Origin of the sequence: Prosthecobacter sp., from assembly GCF_044222345.1 — a bacterium.
Classification (GTDB): Bacteria; Verrucomicrobiota; Verrucomicrobiia; order Verrucomicrobiales; family Verrucomicrobiaceae; genus Prosthecobacter.
This window is the reverse complement of record NZ_JBGANL010000028.1, coordinates 51,486-77,943: the sequence shown is the minus strand read 5'-3', so window position 1 is coordinate 77,943 and position 26,458 is coordinate 51,486. Positions and strand designations below refer to the sequence as shown.

Below are 26,458 nucleotides of genomic sequence, written 5' to 3'. Positions count from 1 at the left end.
CACAGATGAATCTACCTTCCCGGTGGATTCACTTCCTTCACCGTTGCTCCGTGGGTGTCGCTGAGGATCAGGATGGCGATTTTTTCGACATTGCTCAGTTCGGCAGGCTTGAGCATCTGGTAGTCGAGGCCGTTGGCGGGTGCCGCTTCATAGGGCGTGGATTGTGGCGACGCATTTTCGGGGCCGTTGAGGCTGGCGTAGTCAAAGCGGCCGCGCAGATCGGTGTAGCCGTCTTTGAAGAAGCGCACGGTGCCGTTGTTGAGTCGTGCGTACACTTTGACGTAGGTCTTCGGCAGCGGCTTGTCAGAGGTGGTGTCACGGGTTTCGAGGCGGCCGTAGTTTTCGGAGAGCGTGATCTTCAAGGTGTTGGCGTGATAGACCTGAGTCTTGCGCAGCCCTGCTCCGATGACTTCGACAAGCACGTTCGCCTTGGTGAATTCGGCGGGCAGCGCGAGGTCAAGGGTGGTTTGATTCTTCGGCAGGACCTGCGTGGCAGTTTTGTTCGGCTTGATGATGCTGAAGCGTCCGGCGTCCTGGCTCACGAAAGGATTGCTGCTGAAGCTGAACTCGGGGTCCATGAGGTAGTAGTTCAGGGTGACCTCTCCGAGATTTTTCCAGCTTAGAGCGATGCTCTTGTTCTCGACTTTGAAATCAAAGCCGGGCTCGGTGGAGGCGAGCTCCGCCTGCTGCTTCTCACGGTCGGGCTTGTCGCCTTTTTCTGTTTTTGCGTCCTTGCCTTCGATCTCATTGATCTGTGCGGCCACATCGGCAAACAGGAGCTTCCAGCGTGGCACGGGATGATCGGCATACTTCGCGGCGAGACCGCGTGCGGCGGCGAGATCACCTTCATAAAAAGCGGCATAGCACTGGAAGTAGTCGTGCTGGATCTTGGTGGGAAGCTTGGCGGCGTCGATGGACTTGAAGCGGGCCAGGGCCTCCTCCACGCGGTCTTGCAGAAAGAGGAAGTAGGCCACGCTGAGGTTGTCCATGGCATCCATCTGCGGTTTGTGTGCGAGGATGCCGAGAAGCATGGTGTACTGCTCCAGCACAGCGGGATTGGCGATGCGCCATTCGCCGCCGACGCGGTGGGCGCGCTGGTTGACGAGCGGGGAGTATTCGAGCTGCTCGTAGCTGCGGCGTTCGATGGGATCGAGCGTGAGGAGTTTGCTGGCGAAATACGGCCCGCAGGCATCACCGAAGTGCACCTTCAGCCATTCACGCAGCGTGGCGGCGTCGTTGTGAAGCAGGGCATAGGTGTCGATGGTTTCATTGTCGAGATGATGCGCACGCATGTAGGCGATGAGTTTCTGGTAGAAGTCCACGCTCTCACGGCAGCGCCAGGCGACGCGGGCCAGATCAAGGGACTCGAGATTGGCCTGATCAAGGAAGGTGAAGACTTCCGCTGCGCTGCTGTGCTGCGACACATAATCCCATGAGGCCTTGTCCACCTCCGTGAGTTTCGGCACGACATTGAACTCAAAGGGTTTTGCGCCAGCTGTGCTGGTGCCGGTGGCGACGTTGACAGGGAAGTGCGCGAACTTGAGGCCGGCCTTGGCGGGCACGAGCGGGAAGTAGAAGTGATACTCGAAGGTCTGGGTGGTGTAAGGCTCCAGCCGGATCTGACGTGAATCAGTGGCCTTGCTGCCGAGCACGGGCAGTGCGCCCTGCGGGATCTGCAGCAGCACCACGGCCTTCACCGGGCTGCTTGTCGGATTGGTGACGACGATGTTTGCGCCATACGTTGCGCCGGTGAGGAATTCCGTGGTGACGTATTTTTCGAACCTCTCATTTCCTTCCATGCGGTAGCGGTCGCTCTGACGGAAGAAGCTTTGGGAGACGAGAAGCTGGCCCTGCGCGTTTTTTTCGACAACGGCCGGCTTGATCTCTTTGTGATAGAGGATGCAGGGGCCGCCTGCGGTGAAAGTGAACTTCCCATTGTCGGCCTTCGTGTCGTGCTTGGGCGCCTCAAAGGGAAGATCCAGCACGGCGAGAGCTAGCATCATCTCGGTGAAGTTGTTGCTGGCTTCGGCGACATTGGCCGAGACAAAGCCGCCCTTGGAGCCTGCGGCAATCCAGGCTGCGTAATCACGCCAGAAGGCGTTTACTGTGACGAGGTCTGCGGCTTGGTCTGTGATGCGCAGCTTGTAGTAGTTGTTTTCCGACCATTCCTTGGTGGGGCCCAGCGCACGGAAGAAGCTGCGAACCTGCTGCTGCGAATCCCTGACAGATCCAGCGTCGAAATAGAGGAGGGTTCCAGAATTGATGGTGGTGCCGCCTGTGAAAGTCGTGGTGCCACTCACTGTCAAGGCACCCGAGCCAGATTTCCGCAGTGCTTGTTCTCGTTCAAGGCCGAGCTCCGCCATTTCCTTGGGCTTTCCTGCAGCGCCGTCTTTCAATGCTGGCAGCCGCTGGAGTTCATCGGCGGTCAGGGAGCGATTACGGATGCTTGATGAATTGTTGCCAAGCGATCCAACATTCCCGTTCACGGTTAAAGAATCGGCAGGAGCCGCTGCAGCGGGTGCTGCTGGTGCAGCAAAGGGATCGGATGCCATGGCATTCATTCCTGGCGGTGGCGGCGGCACCGGGTTTAGTTGAGCGGTGTTGGACCTTCCCTGGCCCATGTCGAAAGCAGCCATTGCGCTGCCATCGTTGTTCATCGCCCGGCCACGGAGCGCCGTTTCAAAGAGGTAATCTTGTTGTTCGGGATGCGGTGGAATCATTTCCCACAGCTCGCGCACGTGGCGTGCGGCATTTGGAGCTTCGTTTTTGATGCGCTGGGCGAGAAGGATGCGCTCGACGATATTGAGGCGGGCGTAGGCCCAGGGTTCCAGGTATGGGGCGAGATCCAGGCCTAGCAGAAACTCATCCATGAAGGTCTTGTCCTTCTTATTGGCGAGGTAGGGCTTTACCACGGCATCGAAGAAAGCCTTGTCTTTGCGGAAGAGGAAGAAGTTCAGCTCATGGCAGGCGAACTCGCCGTATTTGGCACGCTTCTCATCTTCTTTGAGCTTGGGCCAGTTCAGCAGCCATGCGAATTCGGCCAGATGTCCATCATTGCTGAGCGTGGTGAAGAGCGAGTGGATGCCGCTGATGGTGTCGTAGGTTTCAAGTTCGCTGGTGAGGATGTCGGCAAGGGTGAGGGCCTTGCCGGTTTCGAGCACGGTGATTTCCTTTTTCTGCGTGAAGGGCGTCTTGGGATCGAGATTTCGTGCGAGGCGCTGATCGGCGAACTTCGTGGGCGCTTCCGGCAGCGTGAGTGTGCGCCAGGAGGCGTTTTGCAGATCTTCGGCGTAAATCTGAACATGCTGGCGGTCGCCAAGGGCTTTGCGTTCGATGCGGACGACCCCGTCTTTGTCCGGCACAAGGTTGTAGATGACCGGCGCGGATGCGGCGAGGAAATCGAGATTGGTGCCTCCTTGCGGGCCGCTCTGGACTTTCATTTTCTTCGCTGCCATTTTGTCGGCGTCGTAGGCAAGGCCAGCGGCACCTCCGCGAGTCATTGAAGAGGCTTGTCCGCCGGCTTGCGCAAGTTCATCGAGATCCGTGCTTCGAATCTCCCATGGATTGAGCAACAGGCCGGGACAGGTAAGCATGTTGCCGGGGAAGAGCTTGGCGTAGCGGCGTTCGAGGATGTAGCGGTACTCATCGCCGATCTCACGGCCTGCGGAGTAGAGATTGGGGTTTCTCGCGGGAGTGCCGGAGGCTGCGCCAAAACGAGTGAAGCCGCCGAGGCCGCCGTAGATGCCGCTGCCGGGATCGAAACGAGATGCCGCAAAGTGGACGCGTGCGAAGGGGCTGCTGTTGGCGAGTTTGACGGTGATGAACTCCTGGCCGTTTTCGATGCTGAGGATGTGGAGCGGTGTGTTGCCCTTGAGTTCAAGCTGGCGGTGTTTGCCCAGCACCCAGCCGCCGAGGGTTTCGCCTTGGGCGACTTTGAGCGTGATCGCCGGCTGGTCGGGGATTTTAAGTGAGTAATCACCCGGTGTGAGGCCGCTGATGGTGAGGAGGCCGTTTTCGGATTTGAGGAGTGTTGCAAGGTCTGCGGTGAAGGTGCCGGATGTCTGCGCCAGGAGTGAGGCTGGAAGACTGCCGACGTCATGAATGGGGACGCGGATGGTTTCGCCCTGCCTGGCATGAATGGTGGTGGGGAGCGTGTCCTCGGCATCGAGCAAGGGCCAGAGTGTCTGACGACCATTGGGGATTTTGGCGGAGACGGATTCGATGCCGGTGAGTTTTCCGAGGTTCACCCGGCCCTTGTCATCCGTGCGCAGCGGGATGACCTGAGTGCGACTGAACTCGCGGTGCTTGAAGGTGAAAAGGACTTGCTGGTCGGCGATGGGTTCGCCGTTTTTGCCGAGAAGTGAGAAGACACGCTGACCATCCAAGGTGCTGAGGTGGCCGTCGCTCACGGCGTCGGTTTTGTCGATGCCATTGAGCGTCCATGTGTGGCTGCCGGTGAGGTCTTTCTTGGTCCCGCCGGCGCTGACAACATCCACTTTGGCACTGAAGGTGACGTTGAGCGTGGCGAGGCGTTCGGGGACGGTGAGCGTGTGGGTAAGATCGCTGCCGGCGCTGAGTTTCAGATCTTTGACTTCGCGAGTGGTGGAGATGCCATCCAGCGTGGTGCTGGTGATGGTGAGCTTTGGTTCGATGAGGAGTTCCGGGGCGAGGTGCGCTTCGCCAATCATCAAGTCGGTGCGCACGGCAAGGGTGGCCTCACGGCGTGCGAGAAGCTGCTCGCGCTCGATGTGGAACTGGGCGTCGAGGCGGTAGTCCTCGGCGTGATGGGTGAAGGATGTGAGCGTGGCGAAGGTGCCTGCAGCATCCCCAATGACGAGATTCTTTGTGCCCGGTTGATTGGTGAATGGAATGACGATGCGGCCGAATTTTTCACTGCGCACCAGCTTGCGGCCTTCAAACCATGCCACGGCATCGTTCACGGGCTGGTTCTTTTCATCGAGGACGAGGATCAGATCGCCGCTGGGGCCGGTCTGCTGCAGCACATGGTACTGGCCGGTGCGGATGAGGGCGCGGCTGCTGCGGCCGCCGCCGATGAACTCGATGATCCATGCGCCGCGCTTGCCTTTGAGCTCGGGAAACTTGAAGGTCTGCCGCGTGCGTGCGAAGGGGCCGCCATCGAAGGTGTGCGTCTGTTCGCTGTTGGCGACGAGGCCGTCGAGATTGAGATCCGTATTGAGCTGGCGCTGCTGGGTCTGAAAGAAATTGAGCGTGTTCAGCTCAAAGATCTTCACGATCAGCTTCGGTGTGTTTTTGACGGTGACGTCGAACTGGATGTCGTCACCGGGCGAGAACTGCGGCTTATTCGTGGCGGGGAACTCGATGTCCACGCGGTCTTTGAGCTGCTGAAATTCGGTGGGTGTGATCAGCGAGGCCCAATGCTCCGGAGAGCCGATGCGGTGGGTGATGAGCGCCTCTGCCAGCACGGGGGTGAGCCATTCCTCTGCGATGTAGGTGGTCCACTGAGCGAGCACTTCATTGGGATCGGAGTCGGGCTTCACCTCGGAAGCAAAGAGGTGGAGGAAGTACTCGCGCACGAGCGGCTCGTCGGTGGTGAGGGGTGGGGAAATCAGCAGGGGCTCGCTGAGGTCGGCGTTGAGGTCGGAGAGCTCGCCGGGGATGACGTCCTTGATGTAGGTGTAGTTGATGTAGTCCTGCTGGCGCGGGAGCTTGAGGTATTCGACGAACCGGGTGCGGTCATACACGCCGTGCTTGCGGTCATGGTCGAGGCGCAGGTAGAGGATGCGGGACTTGAGGGTGTTTTGGGAGGGCGGCAGTTTTTGTGCGAAGTCCCACACGCGGTCCAGCCATGCCGCGCGTTCTGCGTCGTCGTATTCCAGATTCACATCCGCGCTGGGGGCCATCTTGCGCAGGCGGGTATAAACGAAGGCCTGCTGGCTGAGCCACTGCGGGAAGGTTTGCAGCAGCGAATCCAGCTGCTCCGGCAGCAACGCACGATGAATGGGCAGGGAGCCGAAGGTGCGTGATTTGTCCGCCTGAAGGTCGGCAATGATGGCCTGCACGAGATTTGGCACGTCGGGGCGCTGAAGCTTGCTGAGCACGTTGCGGCGCTGATGAAGCGAGAGCTGTGCCTGATCACGAATGAGGGAGGCGAGAGTCTCCTGAGGGAGGGACTCAAATCCTCCATCATGTTTCAGCGTATCCAGAAGAAAGATTTCACGGCTGATTCGGGCGGGATCAAACTGCGTAGGAAGGGCGGGTTTTTGGTCACGCAGCTCCCGCTGGTGGTCATGACGAATGTGGAGGCGCTCGATGAGGTACTTCAGCGTGGCCTGGGGATCGCGCTCATAATCCAGGATGGCCTCGCGATTGAGGATGATGCGGCGGGCTTCGTTTTCATCGGGAACGCGTTCACGCCACTGATTGAGGATTAGATTGAGCCTGGCGTTGTCGCGGACGTTTTGGTAATGGAGGGCGTGGAAGAAATAGTATTCCTCCGAGCCGGGAACGAGCTCGCCGAGAGCTTTTTCGCGGTCGGCGGCGAGGGCGAAGCGCTCGATGAAGCCGATTTCATTTTCAGCAAGCACCGTGAGAGGTAGCAGGAGGGCGAGGAGGAACGATTTCATGGCAGGAAAGCGGGTTGGGTGAATGATGCGGCGAGCATCACGGCTGAAGCGAGCTTTTATTGTAAAGACTCTGTCAAAGAGGGCGGACAGGGGCAGGCAAAAAACCGTTTGAAACCCCGGGGGTGGGAACTAATATCATCGCCCCTTACTTTCCCTGATCCCCATGGCTGACGCTGCAAACAAATACGCCCAGAATGCTCCCGGAGCTTACTATGTTGATGACCAGTGCATTGACTGCGACCTCTGCCGCGAAACGGCTCCGGCAAACTTCAAGCGTGACGACGATGGCGGGCATTCATTCCTCTACAAGCAGCCTGAAACGGATGAGGAGCGCGCACTTTGCGAAGAAGCGCTCACCGGCTGCCCTGTGGAAGCGATCGGTCGTGACGGCGAATAAGCCTGAAGGGCATTCGTTTTAAAGCCCATCGTCACGTCTGACGGTGGGCATTTCAGGGCAGGCTGAGCCAGCGCTGAGCCACCACTTTGTCCAGATTCACGCACTGGTTTGACTGGGCGTTAGGAGGAAAGGATATCAGCATGGTGTAGCCTTTGAAACCGGTGGGGCCGGTGGTGGCGAGATCTCTTTCGATCCATTGTGCCAGCGGAGTGCCACGTTCACAGTAAGCGTACACGGAATTGTCGCCGCTCTCTGACAGGAGCTTGATGCACAGGTATTTTTTGGAGTCGGAGAACTCGTAATTGTAATACTCAAACAAGCGCACATAGGACCGTATCAGCACCGGATTGGTGGGACGTTTGGTGCGCAACTCCTGAAAAGACATCTCGCCGTATCCGGTGAGGCTTTCCCAGTCGACCAGGAATTTCCCCTGCGGACCACGCAGCATGGCGATTTCCAATGAGCCGGTGGGGCGGCTGCTGGCATAGCTGAGGTAAAGAATTTCAGTGCCATCGATCTGATAACGCGCCTTGCTGACCAACGCACCCGGCAAGGGATCTGAGGCCCCCTGCACTTCATAGTAATCCTTCATCAAGGAGGCGACGCGCTCAGCATGGGCCACCAGAGGAACGCGATCCTTCCAAGACTCCGTTTTCCAATACTGGTCCAGCAACTGCAAGGCCTGGACCACTTCATCGCTGGACTCCAGCAGAGGCAGCTCCTTGATGCTGGATTCCGCAGGATGAAGTGAAGCACTCTGAATGGGGGAATATGCCAGAGTGGGTGGGGCGGAGGGAGCTGCGGGTGTGAGTGGGAGGGCGGCCTCATTGCTGGCCGTGAGTTTGGGCAGCACCGAAGTGGCAGGGGAGGTATGGCCCGGCTCCAAGGAAATCCCCAGCTTTTCCAGATCCCGGGCTTTCTTCTCTGCTAACTGGGCCTTCTCAATCAAGCTGTGGCGGTTGGCGACGTTGAAGAAATAAAACTTCCACCCCACGTAGAGTGTCAGCGACAGGATGACGCACAGGGTGATGCAAACACCCATGAAGGCGCGGTGAGAACCGATGGAGCCAGAGGTCATTGATTAAATAACAATTCAGGTGGAGCTTTGCCAATCATGGCGGGGAAGTATCGCGGGCTCAAGCACTTGGTTGATGCATCTCAGTCCCCGCCTAACAGTTCCTGCCCATGAATTATCCCGAAAAAGCCCGCCGCGTGATCCAGCTCGAAATCGACGAGCTGCAGCGGCTGCATGCGCGTATTGACGAATCTTTCGCCCGGGCCATCGAGCTGCTGCTCACGGGCGTCCGCCAGCGCGGCAAGCTGATCGTCTGCGGCGTGGGGAAAAGCGGCAACATCGGCCGCAAGCTGGCCGCCACGCTCAACAGCACCGGCGCCACCACCGTTCTGCTCAATGTCGGGGATGCGCTGCATGGCGATCTCGGAGTCATTGATCCGGGAGATCTGGCGATCATGCTCAGCTACAGCGGTGAAACGACCGAGCTGCTGGACCTGCTGCCGCACTTGAAGCGCTTCGACATCCCGATCATCGCCATCACCGGGGGCATGCAGTCTACGCTGGCCAGAAATGCGGACGTGGTGCTCGATGCGCACGTCACGCAGGAAGCCTGCCCGCTGAATCTGGCCCCAACCTCCAGCACCACGACGATGCTGGTCCTGTGTGATGCGCTGGCCATGGCTTTGCTGGAAGCGCGGGGATTCCAAGCGGAAGACTTCGCCAGGCTGCATCCCGGCGGCTCGCTGGGGCGTGCCTTGCTCACACGCGTGAGCGATGTCATGCGCAGCGGTGAGCAACTCGCGGTCATCCAGCCGGATACGACGGTGCGCGAGGCCCTCCAGGCCATGACCCGCGCGCGCAGCGGTGCCGCCATCGTGACAAATCCGGACGACACTCTGGCCGGCGTCTTCACGCACGGTGACTTTGTCCGCGCTTTTCAGAAGAACAACGCCATCGCGGACAAGCCGGTGAACGAGTTCATGACTCCGCGCCCGGTGAGCATTCAGGCCAGCAAACTCGCCGCCGAGGTCCTCGCCACGCTCGAGAAAAACCGCATCGATGACATCGTGGTGGTTGATGAATCGGGCAAACCCGTGGGCATGGTCGATACGCAGGATCTGACCCGGCTGCGGCTTCTGTGAGGCTTGCTCAGAAGTCCGTCACTTCACGGTAATGCCGCACGCGGTAGCCGCGCTTGCGCATCAGCTCGATCAAGCCGGTGTCCGAGGTGAGGTGCCCGGTGCCCACCAGCACCATCACTTTTTCACCACGTTTGAGCATCTGCTCCAGCCGGTCCATCCAGGAGAGATTGCGGGAGGAGAGAAAAAGATTCATGAGGTCGGGGTACTTCTCAGCCTCGCGGAAGAGCATCTCCTTCAGTTCATCCAGCTGGCCGTATTTCCAGGCTTTGATCATTTTTTCGAACTCCTCTTTCACGGAGCTGATCTCTCCCAGCGTTTGCTCCAGGAGCTCGCGCTGCTGCTTTTCACTGAGGGCGGCAAAGAGCTGGAGTTGAAACTCCACGGTTTCCAGTCCTTCGGCGGGCTTGCCGTCCTTCTTGGCCCGCTCCTCAAAGAAGGAGTCCACACCCTGATCCGACTTGGCGCCCAGGGCCGCATACTCAGTGGAGGTGATCATGAGCGCCACGAACCACGGACGGAAGTGGTTTAAAGAGGAATCCTTCAGGCCGTGTTTGGCGGCCCATGTTTTCACGGCCTCCCAGGTTTCCTTGCTCACATTCGCCTCCAGCGACTTGTCTGCTGGATACTGGCCGAGTTGCGACATCCGGCTCGTCAATTCTGATCCTGAAGCCGCACCCGGAGGCAGTTCCAGGACGAGCTTGTTTGAATACATGTAGGCCGCCTCATAGGCCGGGGCCAGGGGGTAATCCTTCTCGCGTAAAATGTGGATCGTTCCGCACAGGAACAGGCGGCCGCCGTGTGGCCCGTCGACCACCCACACGCTGCCATCTCCACCGCCGTCGGCGACAAACACCGCGGCATCCGGCTTCGCGGCAGGCTTCGCCTCTTCACGTTTGCATGCCAGGACGCAGACGCAGAGCGCGAGGGCAAGGAGGAAGCGGGGGATCGGCATTGGACGATTCAAACACTCGGCGGAAGCGGGATGCAACCGGGATGTGAGGCACCGCTCAAGCCAGCACCGGCTTTACCACGCTGCCATGCACATCGGTCAGGCGGAACTGGCGGCCTTGGAAGCGGAAGGTGAAGCGTTCGTGGTCGATGCCGAGCAGGTGCATCAGGGTGGCCTGAAAATCGTGCACATGGACACCGTCTTTCGCGACGTTGAAGCCGAATTCATCGCTCTCGCCGTAGGTCATGCCTGGCTTCACACCGCCACCGGCCATCCAGATGGTGAACACGTAAGGATGGTGATCGCGGCCCCACTGCTTGGTGTCCTCGATCTTGCCCTGGAGGAAGGGCGTGCGGCCAAATTCGCCGCCCCAGATGACGAGGGTGTCTTCCAGCAGGCCGCGCTGCTTGAGGTCCTTCACCAGCGCGGCACTTGGCGCATCGGTGTCGGTGCATTGAATCTTGAGCTGGGTGTTTAAATTCCGGTGCTGGTCCCAGCCTGCGTGCATGAGCTGCACAAAGCGCACGCCGCGCTCGGCGAGACGCCGCGCCATGAGGCAGTTGTAGGCGTAGCTGCCCTGCCGCCTGACATCCGGGCCGTACATGTCGAGGATGTGCTTGGGTTCGTCGGAGAAGTCCGTCAGCTCCGGCACGCTCGTCTGCATCTTGTAGGCCATCTCGTACTGCGCGATGCGCGTGGCGATCTCGGGATCGCCGAAGTCCTGCAACTTCATCTCGTTGAATCCCGCGATGCCATCCAGAATGGTGCGCTTCACCTCACTGCTCATGCCGTCTGCATTGCTCAGGTAGAGAACGGGATCGCCACTGCCGCGAAATTTCACACCTTGGTACTTCGATGGGAGGAAACCGCTGCCCCAGTAGAAGTCATAGAAGATCTGGCCGCAGCTCGCCTCTTTGTCGCGCGAGGTCATCACCACAAAGGCGGGCATGTCCTCCGCATCGCTGCCGAGGCCGTAGCTCAGCCACGAGCCGATCGCCGGCCGGCCAGCCTGCTCGCTGCCGGTCATGAAAAACGTGATGGCCGGCGCATGATTCACCTGCGTGGTGTGCAGCGATTTGATGAAGCACAGCTCGTCCGCCATCGCCGCAGTGTGCGGCAGGAAGTCGCTCACCGTTGCGCCGCTGCGGCCATGGCGCGAAAAATTCGAGATCTCTCCCAGCACCGGCCGCGCCGTCTGGCCGCCCGTCATGGTGCTGAAGCGCTTGCCTGCTGCGATGCTGTCCGGGATCTGCGTGCCATGCATCTTCCTGAGCATTGGCTTGTGATCAAACAGGTCCACATGCGAGGGCGCGCCATTTTGCAGCAGGTAGATCACTCGTTTCGCCTTCGGCGCGAAATGCGGCAGCGCAGGTGCCATGGCATCCGGTGCCTGCGCGGCAAAGCCTTCGCGTGTCAGCAGCCCGCCCAGCGCTGCACCGCCGATCCCCAGCGCCGTTTTCCCAAAGAGGGAACGGCGGGTCAGGTGGAGGTGGGTGGATTCAAGCGGGTGCATGCGCACTCATCTCTACGAGTGACAAATCACCGCCTTTCCGCCATCATTTACACTCGACCATGAAAGCACTGCTCATTCTTCTCCTCGGCACCCTGCCGCTTTGCGCCGTTGATCCCACCGAACTCAAGCTCTGGCCCGACGGCGCGCCCGGGCAGATGCTGCCGCACTCCAAGGCCACGGAAGACTTCATCCGCACCAAGGCCGGCAAAAGCACCATCACCGACATTCACGATCCCACGATCACCGTGTATCGCCCGGAGAAGCCCAATGGCACCAGCGTCGTTGTCGCCCCAGGCGGCGGCTTTGTCTTCCTCTCCGCCATTCACGAAGGCAGCCAGGTTTGCGAATGGCTCAACACCCTCGGCGTCACCGGCGTCCTGCTCAAATACCGCACGCCCACGCGTGACGAAACCGCTCCTCATGAAAAGCCGGTGGCCGATGCCGCCCGGGCGATCGCGCTTGTTCGCGAGCATGCCAAGGAATGGAATCTGGATCCGAAACGTGTCGGCCTGCTGGGTTTCAGTGCGGGGGGGAACCTGCTCGCTCACATCGCCTGTGACCGTGCTGCGAAGACGGAGCTGCCGGATTTTGGCATCATGATCTATGGTGGTGGTTTTGTGGATTCCAAAGATCCGACCAAGCTCAAGGAGGGCTTCACCGTGCCGAAGGACGCTCCGCCCATGTTCCTCGCCTGTGCTCATGATGATGGCCAGAACCCGATGGCCGCCACGGTGCTCTACCTTGAGTATAAAAAACTCGGCATCCCGTGCGAAGTTCATCTCTTCACCAAAGGCGGTCACGGCTTTGGCATGCGCGACAACAAGCAGCCCATCAACGCCTGGCCGCAGCGCTGCGCGGAGTGGATGGAGTCCATGCACTTTTCTTTGAGTGAGCAGCAGTTTGATCGTGAGATCGAGCAGGCGGAGAAAAAGCTTCAGTCGAAGTTCAGCCAGATGGGCTTGCTCATGAGCGAGATGAAAGAGAAGGAGCTGAACGAGATCACGGTGCAAATTCAGGACGCCCGCCGCCTGGGGCAGACAGCCGCGGTTGCACGACTGCAGCAAAAACAGGCCGAACTTGCTGGTGCCATCAAGAAGCAAGACAAGGATGACTCCGGCATGCGCACGCGCATTAGTGAGGAGCTCATCCAATTGAAAAAAGAAAAGCTCGAACTCGAAGCCCGGCGTCAGATGTTTCTCGACAGGCAATCCGCTCCAAAACAGCCTTGAATCTTGCAAGACGCCGCGATTGTCGGCTTAGTGCTTGGCATGAAACCGTTTTTGCTCTCTTTGCTGGTCGGGTCATCACTTGCTGCTGCCGATGTTTCTTCGGTGGTGAAACAGGAGCTGCCATCGCTCGTCACGCTCTACAAAGAGCTGCACGCAAACCCGGAGCTGTCGCTGCACGAGATCGAAACGGCGGCGCGCATCGCCAAAGAACTGCGTGAGGCCGGACTGGAGGTGACGGAGAATGTCGGTGGTCATGGCGTCGTCGGCGTGTTGAAGAACGGGGCCGGCCCGGTGATCCTGCTGCGTACGGATCTCGATGCGCTGCCGGTGAAGGAGCAGACGGAGGCACCCTATGCGAGCAAGAAGGTGGTGAAGGATGATCTCGGGCGAGACGTGAACGTGATGCATGCCTGCGGACATGACGTGCACATGGCCAGCTTTGTGGGAACGGCCCGGGCCTTGGTGAAACTGCGGAATCAATGGCAGGGAACGATCGTCATGATCGGCCAGCCGGCGGAGGAGCGGGTGCTCGGCGCACGGTTCATGCTGCGTGCGGGATTGTTCTCCAAATTTCCCAAGCCGGACAAAGCCATCGCGTTGCATTGCTCCTCTGACATGGCGCATGGTCAGGTGGGCATCGTCGAAGGCTTTGCGCTGGCGAATGTGGACTCGGTGGAGATCGTGGTGAAAGGCGTGGGCGGGCATGGCTCCATGCCGCACCTCTGCAAGGACCCCATCGTGCTCTCGTCACAGATCGTGCTGGCGTTGCAGACCATTGTCAGCCGCGAGGTGCGGCCTGGTGATCCGGCCGTGATCACGGTGGGCAGCATTCATGGCGGCACGAAGAGCAACATCATTTCCGACGAAGTGCGCCTGCAGCTCACCTTGCGCAGCTACAAGAAGGAGACGCGGCAGCACTTGATCGACTCCATCAAACGCATCGTCAAAGCCCAGGCCGAGTCCGCCAGCATGCCCGCTGACAAGATGCCGGAGGTGCTCGTGTCAGAGGACAGCGCCACGGCGCTCTACAACCAGCCGGAGCTGTGTCAGGAGGTGCGCGGGCTTATCGGGGCGGCCATCGGTGCGGACAACGTCCTCACTCGCGAGCCTGTCATGGGCGCGGAAGATTTTTCCGAATACGGCATGACAAAGGACAAGGTGCCGCTGTGCATGTTTTGGCTCGGCACGCAGCCGCCCGCAGTGGTGGCCGCAGCCAAAGCGAAGGGGACCGCGCTGCCGTCGCTGCCGTCGCTGCATTCGCCTTATTTCAAACCCGTTCCTGAGCCCAGCATTGAGACTGGCGTGACAGCGATGACCTCGGCGGTCATGGGCCTGCTGAAGAAATAAAGCGGGCAGCTTTACTTCCGGCTGAGCTTGTAGAACAGCCAGCCGCCCATGCCGAGGAAGATCACATTGGGCAGCCACATGATGAGGTGGGGCATCGCCGCCGGTGTGTCATTGAGCGTGTCTGCCAGAATGATGAAGACGATGTAAACCGTGGCCGTGATCAGGCTCAGGGCGAAGCCCGAAGAGGTCTCACGGCGTTGCGCCGTCACTCCCAGCGGAATACCCACGAGGGCGAAGGTGAAGCAGGCCATCGAAAAGCTGTAGCGTTTGCTCAGTTCGGTGAGCGACAGGGAGCGTGACACAGGCGTCAGCGCTTCGCCGGTGACGGTGTCCTTCCAGGTGCGCACTTCCTCAGCCAGGGCGCTGGTGGTCTTCATGCTGGCGTTCACCCGCACGGTGTCCTTCTGCATTTCTGAGAGCGGCAGTTTCAGCCATTGCTTGTTCATGGCCAGTCCGCCTAGCTGGCCCTGACCATTGACAGGCACGGTCTCTTCCGTCATGCCTTCGAGTTCCATCTGCAGGTCGATCGACCCCGGAGTGGGGTGAAGGGTCGCTTTCTTGGCGTGGATGTAGGTGCTGGCCTCGGCACCCTTCAGCATGACGATGTGCATGTCTGTGAGGGTCTTGTCTTGGCGCTTGCTGGTGTAAATGCGGTAGCCGGGCACGCGCTCCAGCACCTGGCCCTCTTGGAACAAGGTTTCAGGATTCTTCACCGCCACCTGATAAAACAGCCGCTTCATGCGGTCCTTCGCCGCCGGCGCGAGGCTCACATTCACCCACAGGCAGATGCCGCTCAGCGCTATGGCCAGAACAAACACAGGGGCGCAGATGCGCGGCATGGACATGCCGGTCATGCGCAGGGAGACCAGTTCATTGTCGGCAGACAAACGGCCAAACACGAGCAGAATCCCTGTCAGGAAGGCCCAGGGAATCGTGAAAATGAGCGAAAAGGGAATGACCAGCATCACAAACTCCGCGATCACCGAAGTGGGCAGTTCGGTATTGCCCAGGAGCTGGTCCAGCTTTTTGTACACATTGCCCAGCACCATCACGCCACTGAGCAGCGCCACACCGATCAGCGTGGCTGATGCGACCTGGCGGCCAAGATAGCGGTCAAAGATGCGCGGGAACATGAGTTCGGTCAGGCTAGCGAGTCTTCATCGCGGGGCAATTTGAGATTGCCATAGGCTGCTTCAAACGACGGCCTTCTTCACCTTGCCGAAATCGGTGCCGAGGAAGCGCTTGGCGAGGTTCTCCGCCTGCTCGGAATGATCGGTGAGGTAGATGTCGAGGGTGGGTTTGGATTTGGTCGTCCGCAGCAGGCCGCCCTGCTCCAGGCTGGCTTTCACATGTGCCGCGCAGGTGCTGGCGGAGTCCACCAGCCGAACCTTCTGCCCCAGCATGCGCTTCAGCACCGGTACCAGCAGTGGGTAGTGGGTGCAGCCCAGCACCAGGGTGTCGATGCCTTTGTCGAGCATTGGCTTCAAATACTCTCGCAGCACGGACTTGAGCGCGGGGTGATCCGTCCAGCCTTCCTCCACGAAGGGCACCAGGAGCGGGGTGGCCCGAGCCTCGATCATGATGTCAGGCCGCCGCATCGCGATTTCGTGCTGGTAGGCGTGGCTGCGAATCGTGCCTGCGGTGCCAATGATGCCCACCCGCTCGCAGGTGGCATCGGCAAGCGTCGCCTCCACTCCGGGACCGAGCACGCCGATGACCGGCACACGAAACGTGGCCTGCAGCACCGGCAGGGCATGCGCCGTGGCCGTGTTGCACGCCACCACCACGGCCTTCACGCCTTGGGAGACGAGGAACTGGGTGTCCTCCATCGAGAAGCGCCGGATTGTGTCCGGGGATTTCGAGCCATATGGCACCCGCGCCGTATCACCGAGATAAACGATCGACTCATTGGGCAGCAGATCCCGCAGCGCCCGCACGACGGTCAGGCCTCCAACGCCGGAGTCAAAAACGCCGAGAGGGCTGCTGGCGGTGACGGGAGTGCTCATGGCAGGGATCACCCTTTCCGCGTGAGCTCCACAATGATCGCCTTCTGCGCATGCAGACGGTTTTCTGCCTGGTCAAAGATCAAATCGGCGTGGGCTTCCATGACTTCCTCGGTGATTTCCTTGCCGCGATAAGCGGGCAGGCAGTGCATGACGAGCGCGCCGGGGTTGGCGTGCTTCATGAGGGCGGAGTTGATCTGCCAGGGCCTGAGGGTCTCGATGCGGTCGGCGCTTTCGGCCTCCTTGCCCATGCTGACCCAGACATCGGTGTAAACGACATCGCAGGCACCCACGGCTTCGGCGGGATCATCGACGATGCTCACGGTGTTGCCGGGCACACGATGCATGAAGCTTTCCTGCGGTTGAAACGCCTTGGGGGCTCCGATGACGAGTTCAAAACCGAGATGCACCGAGGCCCAGATCCAGGAGCGGGCCATGTTGCAGTCGCCATCGCCTAGGAAGCAGATGCGTTTGCCTTTCCAGCCGCCGAGGCGTTCCTGAATGGTCTGCAAATCCGCCAGCACCTGGCAGGGGTGCTCGTCATCGGTCAGCGCATTGATGGTGGGGATGCCGCTGTACTGGGCGAAGTCCACCACATCCTGCTGGGCGAAGGTGCGGATGACCGCGCCATGAATCATGCGGCCCATCACGCGTGCCGTGTCCTTGATCGGTTCGCCGCGTCCCAGCTGGATGTCGGCGCTGGAGAGGAACATCACCGCGCCGCCCAGTTCGCGAATGCCCACTTCAAAGCTGACGCGGGTGCGTGTCGAAGACTTGCTGAAAATCAGCGCCCACTGCTGGCCGGTGAGCACCTGCGGTGAAGCTTTGCGGTCCTTTTTCAGAACGCAGCCCAGATTGACGATTCTCTCGATTTGTTCCCGGGTCAGTTCTTCGATGGAAAGGAGGTGTTTCATATCTTGGCGGGTTTTACGCGAGCTGATCGAGCACGCTCTTGAAGATGGCGAGCCCTTCGTCGGCATGGGCTGCGGTGATGTTCAGCGGTGAGAGCCAGCGCACCACATTGGGGCCGGCGGGGGTGACCATCATGCCGGCATCCAGCAGCTGCTGCGCGAGGAAGATGGATGGCAGCTTGCCGCCGGATTTTGCGGAGATGGCTTCGGCATTGAGTTCAAAGCCGATGAACAGGCCGAGCTGGCGCACCTCTTTGATCAGCACGTGATTCCACGAGCAGGCCGCCGCTGCGATGGTCGCACCGCGAGCTTTGGCGTTGTCACAGAGATGCTCGTCCAAAATCGTGCGCAGCGTGGCAATGCCCACGGCGCAGGCGAGGGGAGAGCCGCCATAGGTGGTGCCGTGTGTGCCTGGACCGAGTGTCTTGCTCAGATCACGGCGGTCATTGACCCAGAAGGAGCCCAGCGGGAAGCCGCTGCCAATGGCCTTGGCCCAGCTGATGCCGTCGGGCTGAATTTCATCTCCTGGAATGATGCTGCGCCAGCCGGCCATCTCGCCTGCCCGGCCAAAGCCGCACTGCACTTCATCCAGCAGCAGCAGCAGATCCTTCTCACGGCACAGCCGCTGGGCGGCGCGCAGAAACTCGGGAGTGACGGCATTCACGCCGCTCTCGCCCTGAATCGGCTCCATCAAGATGGCGACCGTTTTGTCGGTGATCGCCGCTTCGAGGGCGGCGATGTCGTTGAACGGGGCATAGACGAATCCCGGTGGCAGCGGGCCAAAGCCCCCGTGAATTTTCTCCTGTGCCGTGGCGGTCATGGCACCGAACGTGCGGCCATGGAACGAGCCGGTGAAGGTGATGATCTCGTAGCGGCCGCCGGTCTGCTGGCCGTATTTGCGTGCCAGTTTGAGCAGGCCTTCATTGGCCTCCGCACCGCTGTTGCAGAAGAAGCATTTGCCGGCAATGCCGACGCATTCTTCGACGAGGATGCGCGCCAGTTCAGCCTGCTTGTCGATGCAGTACCAGTTCGAAACGTGGATCAGGGTGTTTGCCTGCTCGGTGAGCGCCTTAACCACCGTGGGCGGGCAGTGACCGAGCGGGCACACGGCCACGCCGCCGGCGAAGTCGAGATACTTTTTCCCATCACGATCCCAGACGTACGGGCCTTCGCCACGCACCGGCCAAACGTTGTAACGACCGTAGTTCGGCAGGACGAATTCCTGCATCAGTTGATCACTCGTTCTCATCTCAGGATTACAAATGGATTTCCGTGCCGATCCCGCCGTCGGTGAAGATTTCGAGAATCAGCGCATGTGGCAGGCGGCCGTCGATGAGATGCACCTTGCCCACGCCGCCACGCAGAGAATCGAGTGAAGAATCCACCTTGGGAATCATGCCGCCGCTGATGATGCCGTCTGCTTTCAGCTTGGCGATGGAGGCCTCGTCGAGGCTGGGGATCAGCGTGGAGTCGTCCTTCGGATCACGCATCACACCGCGCACGTCGCTGAGGAAGATGAGCTTGGTGGCTTTAAGTCTTTTGGCCAGACCGCAGGCTGCAAGATCGGCGTTTACATTGAGCGTTTTGCCAGAGGCAAGCTCACGGGCGACGGGAGACACCACGGGCACGAATTCGCCCGCCACAGCCGCTTGAATGAGGCCGAGCTTGCAGTCGTTCACTTCGCCGACCCAGCCGAGATCGCCCTTCATCTTTTCGCCCAGAAAGACTTCCGTGCCGGGGATGCCGACGGCCTTGCCGCCAAAGGCGTTGATCTTATTCACGATCTCCGGGTTGATCACACGGGCGAGCGTTTCCTCGACGATCTTGATCGTCTCGTCGTCGGTGACGCGCATGCCGTTGATGAACTTGGCCTGCAGACCAGACTCGGTCATGGCCTTCGAGATCGCCTTGCCGCCACCGTGTACGATGACGGGATTGATGCCCACGGCTTCGAGGAAGACGACATCGCGCAGGAAGGAGTCCACCTGCACGGGGTCTTCCATCGCACTGCCGCCGACCTTGATCAAAAACGTGCAGCCACGAAAGCTCTGCATGTAGGGCAGGGCTTCAAGAAGTACGGCGGATTTGGTGATTTGAGCGTCGAGGGGATTCATCGCGATGAAGGTGACTGCGTGAACCGGTCAGGCGAAGCCTTTCTGGCGTTTCGCGTGAATGGCGGCGGAGTATTCCGCGCTGTTGAAATCCACGTATTCTTCGGACAGGTCGCTGGTATACACGGTGTAGCCGCTGGTGCCGAGATTGAGATCAATGGTGACGGTGAACTTCGGCTCCTGCACGACCTTTTCCATTTCGGCAACGGGCGTTTTCGTGGCCAGTCCGCCTTTGCAGGCCTGCAGGCCGCCAAAGTAGATGTCGATGAGTTCTTCACGGATGCGTGCGCCGGAATAGCCGACGGCGTGGATGATGCGGCCCCAGTTCGGGTCGCAGCCATGGAAGGAGCACTTCACGAGGAGGGATTTGGCGACGGTTTCGGCCACCTTGCGGGCATCTGCCTGCGTGCGGGCATTGCGGACGCGGATCTCGACGAACTTGGTCACGCGCTCGCCGTCGCAGACGATCATCTTGGCGAGTTCCAGCATCACCTTGTGCAGCGCGCAGCGGAAGAGTTCCGCCTCGGGCGAGCCCTTTTTGATGGTTGGCGCATCCGACTGGCCGTTGGTCATCACGATGACGGTGTCGTTCGTGCTGGTGTCGCCGTCGATGGTGATGCAGTTGAAGCTCTTCTCCACGGCGTAGCGCATGGAGCGGTGCAGCTCATCCTTGCCGATTTTGGCATCGGTGGTGATAAAGCACAGCATGGTGGCCATGTTTGGGCAGATCATGCCCGCCCCTTTGGCGATGCCGCCGATGCGGAAGCTGCCTTTGCCGCAGGGCACATCGACCGCAAAGGACTTGGGCTGCGTGTCGCTCGTCATGATCGCACGCATGGCATCCTCGGAGCCGTCGGACTTCAGCTTGGCCACCGCGTCGGGCACTTTGACAATCACACGCTCAATGGGCATCGGCATGCCGATGATGCCGGTGGAGCAGACGAGGACCTGGCGCATTTTTACGCCAAGCTGTTCAGCCACGGCCTTGGTCATGGCCTTCGCATCCTGAATGCCCTGAACACCGGTGCAGGCGTTGGCATTGCCGCTGTTGGCGATGATGGCGCGGGTGTCGCTTTCCTTGATGTGCTGCTGGCACACGCGCACGCAAGCGGCGCGGACTTTATTCGTCGTGAAAACCGCGTCCGTCGTCGTTGGGCCATCGGAAACGATGAGCGCGAGGTCGAGGCGCGTTGCTTCAGGATTCTTGATCCCGCAGGTCACGGCGCTGGCGCGGAACCCCTTGGCAGCGGTGACACCGCCGTCGATGACTTTGAAAGAGACGCGGCATTCGCGTTCGTCGTGTACTTTGGTCGCCATAAAAATTAGACGTACAACAGGCCTGCGGTGGCCTCAAAGCCGCAGATGAGGTTCATGTTTTGCACGGCCTGGCCTGAAGCACCTTTGCCGATGTTGTCTTCGGTGCTCATCAAAATGAGCTGTCCTGCGCGGGCGTCATAGGACCAGCCGATGTCCACGAAGTTGGTGCCGGTGACGTTTTTGGTGTCTGGAGACTGATTCACCCCCAGCAAACGCACGAAGGGTGCTGAATCGTAGGCCGAATGCAGCGCCGCGCTGATTTGTTCAATCGTGACTCCTGGCTGCAGCTGCGCGAAGGTCGTGGTGCAGATGCCCGAATGCGTTGGCATGAGGTGGGGGACAAAAGAAAGCTTCACCTCACGACCTGCGGCGATGGCGAGTTCCTGCCCGATTTCACTCAGATGCCGGTGCAGCGGCACGCTGTAGCTGCGCACGCTGTTTTGCACTTCACAGAAGAGAAGCGGGATGCTTTCCTTCCGTCCGGCACCGCTGGCGCCGCTCATGCTGGCCACGGCCAGCGGGGACTCCGCCAGCAGGCCCGCCTTCAGCAATGGAAGGAGAGGCAGCAGGATGCTGGTGGGGTAGCAGCCGGGGCAGGCAATGAGCCGCGCGCTCTTGATCTGTTCCTCACGTAACTCCGGCAGGGCGTAGACGGCTTCATCCAGCAGTTCGGGCGCAGGATGGGCATGGCCGTAGAATTCCTCATAGAGCGCCGGACTCCGCAGACGGAAGTCCGCGCTGAGGTCGATCACCTTGAGACCCAGCTCCAGCAGGGGCTTGGCATACTCGGCGGAAACCCCATGCGGCAGAGCGAGAAAAGCGATCTCGGCACCGGCGGCTTTCAAGGCGGCGGCGTCAGGAGCGGTGAAGGTCAGGGAATCGGCCACGCCCACGCTGCGGAAGCGTGGAAACTCCTTGGAGAGGGCTTTTCCAGCCAGCGAGCGCGAGGTCACAGCCACCAGTTCCACGTTGGGGTGCCGCAGCAGCAGGCGCAGCAGTTCTGCTCCAGAGTAACCACTGGCTCCTACGACGGCGACTTTGACGGGTGCGGACATATTGCGGGGGGCGGAGTATGGGATGTCATGGGGGGCATGCAACCCTGAAATAGGTCATTTCTCGCCCCGCCAGAGCACGCATCGTGCCGCTTGTCAGCGGGCTTCGCCTCGCGCACTGTCAGTACCCCCATGAGCGATCCCACGCCCGAACCCCCAGAGACCGAAAAACCCAAAGCGCCCGGCAGTCCGGAGGAGATCACGCGCAAGTTGGAGGATTTCATCAAAAACACCCTGGGCGGCCAGGTGCTCTTCACCCGCGTGGAAGGCCCTGGCGGACGCCCCTTGCCGGAAGGCGAGGAGAAGCCCGTCGAGGAGGCCAAGCCCGACAATGGCCGGGTCTTCGAGTTCAATTACCGCCCGGCTGACATCAAGGCCCACCTCGACCGTTTTGTGATCCGCCAGGATGAGGCCAAAAAAGTGCTCGCCACGGCGGTGTGTGACCACTACCACCACGCGCAGATGCTGCGGGATGACCGTGCGGCGGAGTCAGGCGGTGCCCGGCTGGAATTCTCCAAGCAGAATGTCATCATCATCGGCCCCACCGGCGTCGGAAAGACCTACCTCGTCAAACACATCGCCGATCTCATTGGCGTGCCGTTTGTGAAGGCGGATGCGACCAAGTTCAGCGAAACCGGCTACGTTGGCGCGGATGTGGATGACCTGGTGCGTGATCTCGTGGCCAAGGCCAACGGCGACATCGAGCTCGCGGAGCACGGCATCATCTATCTGGATGAAATCGACAAGCTTAGCAGCGGCCCTGAAAGACTCGGGCGCGATGTGAGCGGGCGCGGCGTGCAGACCACCCTGCTCAAACTCATGGAGGAAACCGAAGTGGCACTCTATGCGCCGAACGACATCCGCAGCCAGATGCAGATGATGTTTGACACCCGCAAAGGCCGCACCGGCCGCGAGGTGGTGAACACACGCAACATTCTCTTCATTGTCAGCGGTGCGTTTGGCGGTCTGGAAAAGATCATCGAAAAGCGCACGAACCGGAAATCCATCGGCTTTGTCTCCGCAGACACGAAAGACACCTCCTCCGAGTATTTGTTCCGCGAGGCACGCACGAAGGACTTCATCGACTACGGCTTCGAGGCGGAATTCATCGGGCGCCTGCCCGTGCGCGTGGTGTGTGATCCGCTGAGTGCGGACGACATGTTTCAGATCATGAAAAACTCCGAGGGCAGCCTCATCCGCCAGTATGAGCGCGAGTTTGCCGCCTACGGGGTCAAAGCCGTCTTCAAGGACGATGCGCTGCGCGAGATCGCCAGCCGTGCGGAGGATGAAAAGACGGGTGCACGGGGGCTTGTCACCGCCTGGGAGCGCGTGCTGCGCGACTTCAAATTCGAGATGCCCAGCCTCGGTCTGCCGGAACTGCACGTCGATGGCGCGCTGGTCAAAGAGCCTGAGCAGGCGCTTGCCAGATGCCGTGCAGAGGCCGTCAGCCAGTTCAGAGAACTCGGTGCCGCCCATGCGGGTGAGGTCAGAGCTTTTGCAGAGCGCTTTCAGCGCGAGCATGGCTTCCTGCTCGACTTTGAGAGCGAAGCCATCGCCGCCGTGGCCGCCCGCGCACAGCGCGAGGGGCTGCATGTGGAGGCCATGTGCGCGAAGCTCTTCAAAGATTATCCTTTCGGTCTCAAGCTTGTCACCCGCAGCACCGGCGCGACGAGCTTTGTCATCACTCCGGACGCGATCGCGAATCCTGACAGGTATGTCAGCGAGCTCGTCGTAAAGGCCTGCCGCAGCCAGCCTGAGCCGGTTTCCAACAACATCATCGACATCACCCCTGACACTCCTGCCCATGAATCGTAATCATGTCGCCGCCATGTTCATTGGTGTGCTGGTCTGCATCCCTTTGCTGGCCTTGTATCATTTTGGTTATTTCAAAGCCACCGCCGAATGGTTTGCCGTGCTGTATGCGCGCGGTTTTATTTTGCCGGCCGGCGGCTTGAAGCAGATGCTCTGGCTGCAATACGGCTACTACACATGCATGGCCTTCATCAGCGCGTGGGTTTGCATCGAGATGCCCTCGCAGTGGCGGCGGTTTGCGTTCCTTCTTGGCGGCACCTTCCTCACGACCACTTTTGCCTGCATCATGGCCATGAGCGGGGTTTTGTTTGAGCCCATATCAGGGGTGCTGGCGTTGTGGTTCGCGGGCATCGCGGGTATTGCCGTCGGCGGCTCGGTCAATGCTTACCGCTGCCATGTGATGCGCGATTATTTTGTCGGGCGTCTGTCCACGCGTCTGTTTGAGGAACTCGCGGATCAAAACAATCCCGCGAAAATGACGGAGCGCCGTGAAATCACCGTGCTGACCTGCCGCCTGCTGAACCATGGGGAGCTTTCCACGGGCATCGAGGCGCTGCAGTTCGAAGAGCTGGCCACGCATTTTCAGCGCAGCATTTCAGGTTTTCTCATCGAGCGTGGTGCCTATCTGGATGACTGCAATGCCCGTCAGGTGCGTGTCTTCTTTGGATTTCCGCTCACAGACGAGAATCATGCCCTGCACGCCGTGCAGGTGGCCGCAGTTTTGCGCAGCCACGTGGCCACGCTGACGCGGGAGATTGAGCAGCGCTTCGGCAAAAAGGCGCAGATTGGTGTGGCATGCAGCACCGGACCGGCGATCTGCGGTCTGTTTGGTGTGAGCCACTTTGAAAGTTTCAGTGCGGTGGGTGAGGTGATCGATTTTGCCACGCAGCTGTGTGTCTTGAACGCCGAGTACGGCAGCAGGGTTCTTCTGAGTGCGAGGACGTATGCACTGGCGAAGGACAATGCCGAGGTGCGTCCAATGGAAATGGTCAGCACCGTGGGTTCCAGCCAGATGAGCGAGGTGTATGAACTGCTCGCCGAAAAAGGCACGCTGCCTGAGCCGGACATCCGTGCCCGTGACTCCTTCTGGCAGGGCGTGGTGCAGTATCGCAAAGGCGATCTGAAGCAGGCGCAGGAAAGCTTCAACAGCGCCGTCATCGAAGACCGTGAGGATGCGCCGCTCAAGTACTTCATGGAGCGTGTGGATCTGGCTCTGAAGGAAAAATCTTCGCCGGGTAAGGAAATCCCCAAACATTCGCGCAAGCTCGCTGTGACCTGAGTTTTTTTGCCGTGCGTATTGATTATCCACCTGCGATCCAGCGTCTCGTCGCCCAGCTCAAGTCGTTGCCCGGCCTGGGGCCGCGTAGCGCGGAGCGTCTCATGATCTGGCTGCTGCAGAGGAGCGATGAGCGCATCCCCCTGCTGTCCAACACGCTGCTGGAGGCCAGGGCGCGCATCACACCCTGCGATCACTGCGGGTTCTTCATTGAAAGCGACAGCGAGTGTTTGCTCTGCCACGATCCGCGCCGCCAGCAGCACCAGCTTTGCGTGGTCGAGCAGGCCGCCGATGTGCTGCGCATGGAGCGTTCAGGCGCGTTTCAAGGCTTGTACCATGTGCTCGGCGGCAGGCTTTCACCGCTCGACAATGTGACGCCGGAAGACCTGCGCATGGAGTCGCTGGTCAATCGTGTGCGGGACCTCCACACAGAGGAAGTCATCATCGCCCTCGGCTCCGATGTCGAAGGGGAGGCCACCGCCAGCTATATCGCCGATCTGCTGCGTCCGGCTGGCATTGCTGTCACCCGTCTGGCCCAGGGCATGCCTGCGGGTGGAGGACTCGATCATGTGGACGAACTCACGCTTTATCAGGCCCTGCATGGTCGTAGGAAGATGGGTTAGAATAAAAAAGATGGGGTTTGGCAAATCCTTCGCTGGACTTTTCGGCATCATTTCTAACAATCGTACGTCATGAGCCAATATCACATCGCACGAGATGGTCAGCAGCTAGGGACTTATGCTGAACAGGATGTGCAGTCGGGTCTCGCGTCAGGCAGCATTTTGCCAACAGATCTGCTCTGGACGGAGGGAATGACTGACTGGCAGCCGGTGGGCGGCCGCTTCAGTGCCGGAGCACAGGCGGAGGCGGTGCAGCCTGTGTTCAATCCCTATGCGGCTCCGAGGGCCAATGTGATTTCTCCTTCCATGGCTCCCGCCCGGGAGCTGGCTTCGCTGGGGCAACGTCTTGGTGCTGCCGTGCTCGATGGTCTGGTGGCCATGGTCGTCATCGGGGTGCCCTATGCCGTTGCCATGTACAGCATGGGGATGGCTGAGAACAAGCACCAGGAAGGGCTGAGTGGCGGGGCCACGGTGGGCTTTGCAGTGGCAGGCATCGGCTTTCTGGCATTGGTGATTTACAATCTGGTCCTCCTCAGCACCAAGGGGCAGACGCTCGGGAAAAAATGGATGGGAATCAGTATTGTGACTCACCCCGACTGCCAGCAGGCCGGTTTCGTCAAAGCGGTGCTGCTCCGTGGCTTTGTCAATGGCATCATCGGCGCCATTCCCTTGCTCGGCATGCTCTATTCGATCACCGACATCTGTTTCATCTTCCGGGAAGATCGCCGCTGCATTCATGACCTGATCGCTGGCACCCAGGTCATTAAATGCTAGTTCGGGTTCTGGCTATTCCAGTCCCAGTGCAGCCACCTCGTCTTCATCCAGGCCGAGATAGTGCCCCAGTTCGTGGAGGAAGGTGATGCGCACTTCATGGCGGTAGGTCGCGAGATCACCGGCGCATTCGTCCCAGAGGTTGTCCAGAAACAGTCGTATGCGCGGCATTTCATCAGGGGTTTCCGGCAGCCCGTCACTGCGGGAGAGACCTTCAAAGAGGCCGAGCAGGTCGGGATCAAGGTCTTCATCAATGTCGACCAGCGCATCCATCTCCGTCAGCTCAATGCGGCAGTCTCCTGCTTCATTGCGAATTTCTGTCGGCAGTGAGAGCAGCGTGTCTTTGACGACTTTGGTGGCGATGGTGAGAAGGCGTGGGAATCGCATG

At 60.0% G+C, this 26,458-nt stretch carries 20 protein-coding genes; 8 read left to right on the top strand and 12 right to left on the bottom strand.

Going from position 1 to position 26,458, the window contains the following annotated elements:
* Window positions 1–11: 11 nt before the first annotated feature.
* The gene (locus ACILSL_RS15710; RefSeq protein ID WP_395732996.1) at window positions 12–6,605 is read right to left on the bottom strand and encodes an autotransporter-associated beta strand repeat-containing protein; all 6,594 of its coding nucleotides are present in this window, start codon (window positions 6,603–6,605) and stop codon (window positions 12–14) included.
* A gap of 163 nt (window positions 6,606–6,768) precedes the next feature.
* Here ACILSL_RS15710 and ACILSL_RS15705 point away from each other — a divergent pair, with 163 nt between their 5' ends.
* Entirely contained in the window at window positions 6,769–7,002 is a 234-nt protein-coding gene (locus tag ACILSL_RS15705) for a ferredoxin (RefSeq protein WP_395732995.1), read from the top strand.
* Between the two features lie 52 nt (window positions 7,003–7,054).
* Here ACILSL_RS15705 and ACILSL_RS15700 read toward each other — a convergent pair whose 3' ends face one another.
* Window positions 7,055–8,080, bottom strand: coding sequence for a hypothetical protein (locus tag ACILSL_RS15700; protein WP_395732994.1), 1,026 nt, complete (start codon window positions 8,078–8,080; stop codon window positions 7,055–7,057).
* A 107-nt stretch (window positions 8,081–8,187) separates the two neighbouring features.
* Here ACILSL_RS15700 and ACILSL_RS15695 point away from each other — a divergent pair, with 107 nt between their 5' ends.
* Complete coding sequence (locus ACILSL_RS15695) at window positions 8,188–9,159, top strand: SIS domain-containing protein (RefSeq protein WP_395732993.1); 972 nt, start codon at window positions 8,188–8,190, stop codon at window positions 9,157–9,159.
* A 7-nt stretch (window positions 9,160–9,166) separates the two neighbouring features.
* On the opposite strand, the gene ACILSL_RS15690 is transcribed toward ACILSL_RS15695, so the two are convergent.
* Together ACILSL_RS15690 and ACILSL_RS15685 are read right to left on the bottom strand one after the other, a co-directional pair.
* Window positions 9,167–10,111 carry a TraB/GumN family protein gene (locus tag ACILSL_RS15690; RefSeq protein ID WP_395732992.1) on the bottom strand — a complete coding sequence of 315 codons (945 nt, stop codon included), beginning with the start codon at window positions 10,109–10,111 and terminating at the stop codon, window positions 9,167–9,169.
* 55 nt (window positions 10,112–10,166) lie between these two features.
* A complete protein-coding gene (locus tag ACILSL_RS15685) occupies window positions 10,167–11,621 on the bottom strand; it encodes a DUF1501 domain-containing protein (protein WP_395732991.1) in 1,455 nt (484 codons plus the stop codon).
* Window positions 11,622–11,680: 59 nt separating this feature from the next.
* Between ACILSL_RS15685 and ACILSL_RS15680 the strand changes: the two genes are divergently transcribed.
* Window positions 11,681–12,850 (top strand): alpha/beta hydrolase fold domain-containing protein, encoded by a 1,170-nt coding sequence (locus ACILSL_RS15680; protein WP_395732990.1) that lies wholly within the window; start codon window positions 11,681–11,683, stop codon window positions 12,848–12,850.
* 39 nt (window positions 12,851–12,889) lie between these two features.
* Window positions 12,890–14,197, top strand: a complete 1,308-nt coding sequence (locus ACILSL_RS15675) for an amidohydrolase (RefSeq protein ID WP_395732989.1) — start codon at window positions 12,890–12,892, stop codon at window positions 14,195–14,197.
* An 11-nt stretch (window positions 14,198–14,208) separates the two neighbouring features.
* Here ACILSL_RS15675 and ACILSL_RS15670 read toward each other — a convergent pair whose 3' ends face one another.
* The 7 genes from ACILSL_RS15670 to argC are packed head-to-tail and all read right to left on the bottom strand — an operon-like array spanning window position 14,209 to window position 21,594.
* Window positions 14,209–15,330, bottom strand: coding sequence for an LptF/LptG family permease (locus tag ACILSL_RS15670; protein ID WP_395732988.1), 1,122 nt, complete (start codon window positions 15,328–15,330; stop codon window positions 14,209–14,211).
* A gap of 60 nt (window positions 15,331–15,390) precedes the next feature.
* Complete coding sequence (gene murI, locus ACILSL_RS15665) at window positions 15,391–16,203, bottom strand: glutamate racemase (RefSeq protein ID WP_395732987.1); 813 nt, start codon at window positions 16,201–16,203, stop codon at window positions 15,391–15,393.
* An 8-nt stretch (window positions 16,204–16,211) separates the two neighbouring features.
* Window positions 16,212–17,114, bottom strand: coding sequence for an ornithine carbamoyltransferase (gene argF / locus ACILSL_RS15660; protein ID WP_395732986.1), 903 nt, complete (start codon window positions 17,112–17,114; stop codon window positions 16,212–16,214).
* 13 nt (window positions 17,115–17,127) lie between these two features.
* Window positions 17,128–18,360, bottom strand: coding sequence for an aspartate aminotransferase family protein (locus ACILSL_RS15655; RefSeq protein ID WP_395732985.1), 1,233 nt, complete (start codon window positions 18,358–18,360; stop codon window positions 17,128–17,130).
* Between the two features lie 7 nt (window positions 18,361–18,367).
* Window positions 18,368–19,225 carry an acetylglutamate kinase gene (argB, locus tag ACILSL_RS15650; RefSeq protein WP_395732984.1) on the bottom strand — a complete coding sequence of 286 codons (858 nt, stop codon included), beginning with the start codon at window positions 19,223–19,225 and terminating at the stop codon, window positions 18,368–18,370.
* Window positions 19,226–19,252: 27 nt separating this feature from the next.
* Window positions 19,253–20,539 carry a bifunctional glutamate N-acetyltransferase/amino-acid acetyltransferase ArgJ gene (argJ, locus tag ACILSL_RS15645; RefSeq protein ID WP_395732983.1) on the bottom strand — a complete coding sequence of 429 codons (1,287 nt, stop codon included), beginning with the start codon at window positions 20,537–20,539 and terminating at the stop codon, window positions 19,253–19,255.
* A 5-nt stretch (window positions 20,540–20,544) separates the two neighbouring features.
* Window positions 20,545–21,594, bottom strand: coding sequence for an N-acetyl-gamma-glutamyl-phosphate reductase (gene argC / locus ACILSL_RS15640; protein WP_395732982.1), 1,050 nt, complete (start codon window positions 21,592–21,594; stop codon window positions 20,545–20,547).
* Window positions 21,595–21,723: 129 nt separating this feature from the next.
* Here argC and ACILSL_RS15635 point away from each other — a divergent pair, with 129 nt between their 5' ends.
* The 4 genes from ACILSL_RS15635 to ACILSL_RS15620 all read left to right on the top strand — a co-directional run bounded on the left by ACILSL_RS15635 (window position 21,724) and on the right by ACILSL_RS15620 (window position 26,073).
* Window positions 21,724–23,406, top strand: coding sequence for an AAA family ATPase (locus ACILSL_RS15635; protein ID WP_395732981.1), 1,683 nt, complete (start codon window positions 21,724–21,726; stop codon window positions 23,404–23,406).
* Window positions 23,396–24,682, top strand: coding sequence for an adenylate/guanylate cyclase domain-containing protein (locus ACILSL_RS15630; protein ID WP_395732980.1), 1,287 nt, complete (start codon window positions 23,396–23,398; stop codon window positions 24,680–24,682). The genes ACILSL_RS15635 and ACILSL_RS15630 overlap by 11 nt, the downstream gene beginning before the upstream one ends.
* Before the next feature lie 11 nt (window positions 24,683–24,693).
* Window positions 24,694–25,302: a recombination mediator RecR gene (gene recR / locus ACILSL_RS15625; RefSeq protein ID WP_395732979.1), complete on the top strand. Its 609-nt coding sequence runs from the start codon at window positions 24,694–24,696 to the stop codon at window positions 25,300–25,302.
* Between the two features lie 69 nt (window positions 25,303–25,371).
* Entirely contained in the window at window positions 25,372–26,073 is a 702-nt protein-coding gene (locus ACILSL_RS15620; RefSeq protein ID WP_395732978.1) for an RDD family protein, read from the top strand.
* 12 nt (window positions 26,074–26,085) lie between these two features.
* Here ACILSL_RS15620 and ACILSL_RS15615 read toward each other — a convergent pair whose 3' ends face one another.
* Window positions 26,086–26,457, bottom strand: coding sequence for a metallopeptidase family protein (locus tag ACILSL_RS15615; protein WP_395732977.1), 372 nt, complete (start codon window positions 26,455–26,457; stop codon window positions 26,086–26,088).
* Window position 26,458: the final 1 nt, after the last annotated feature.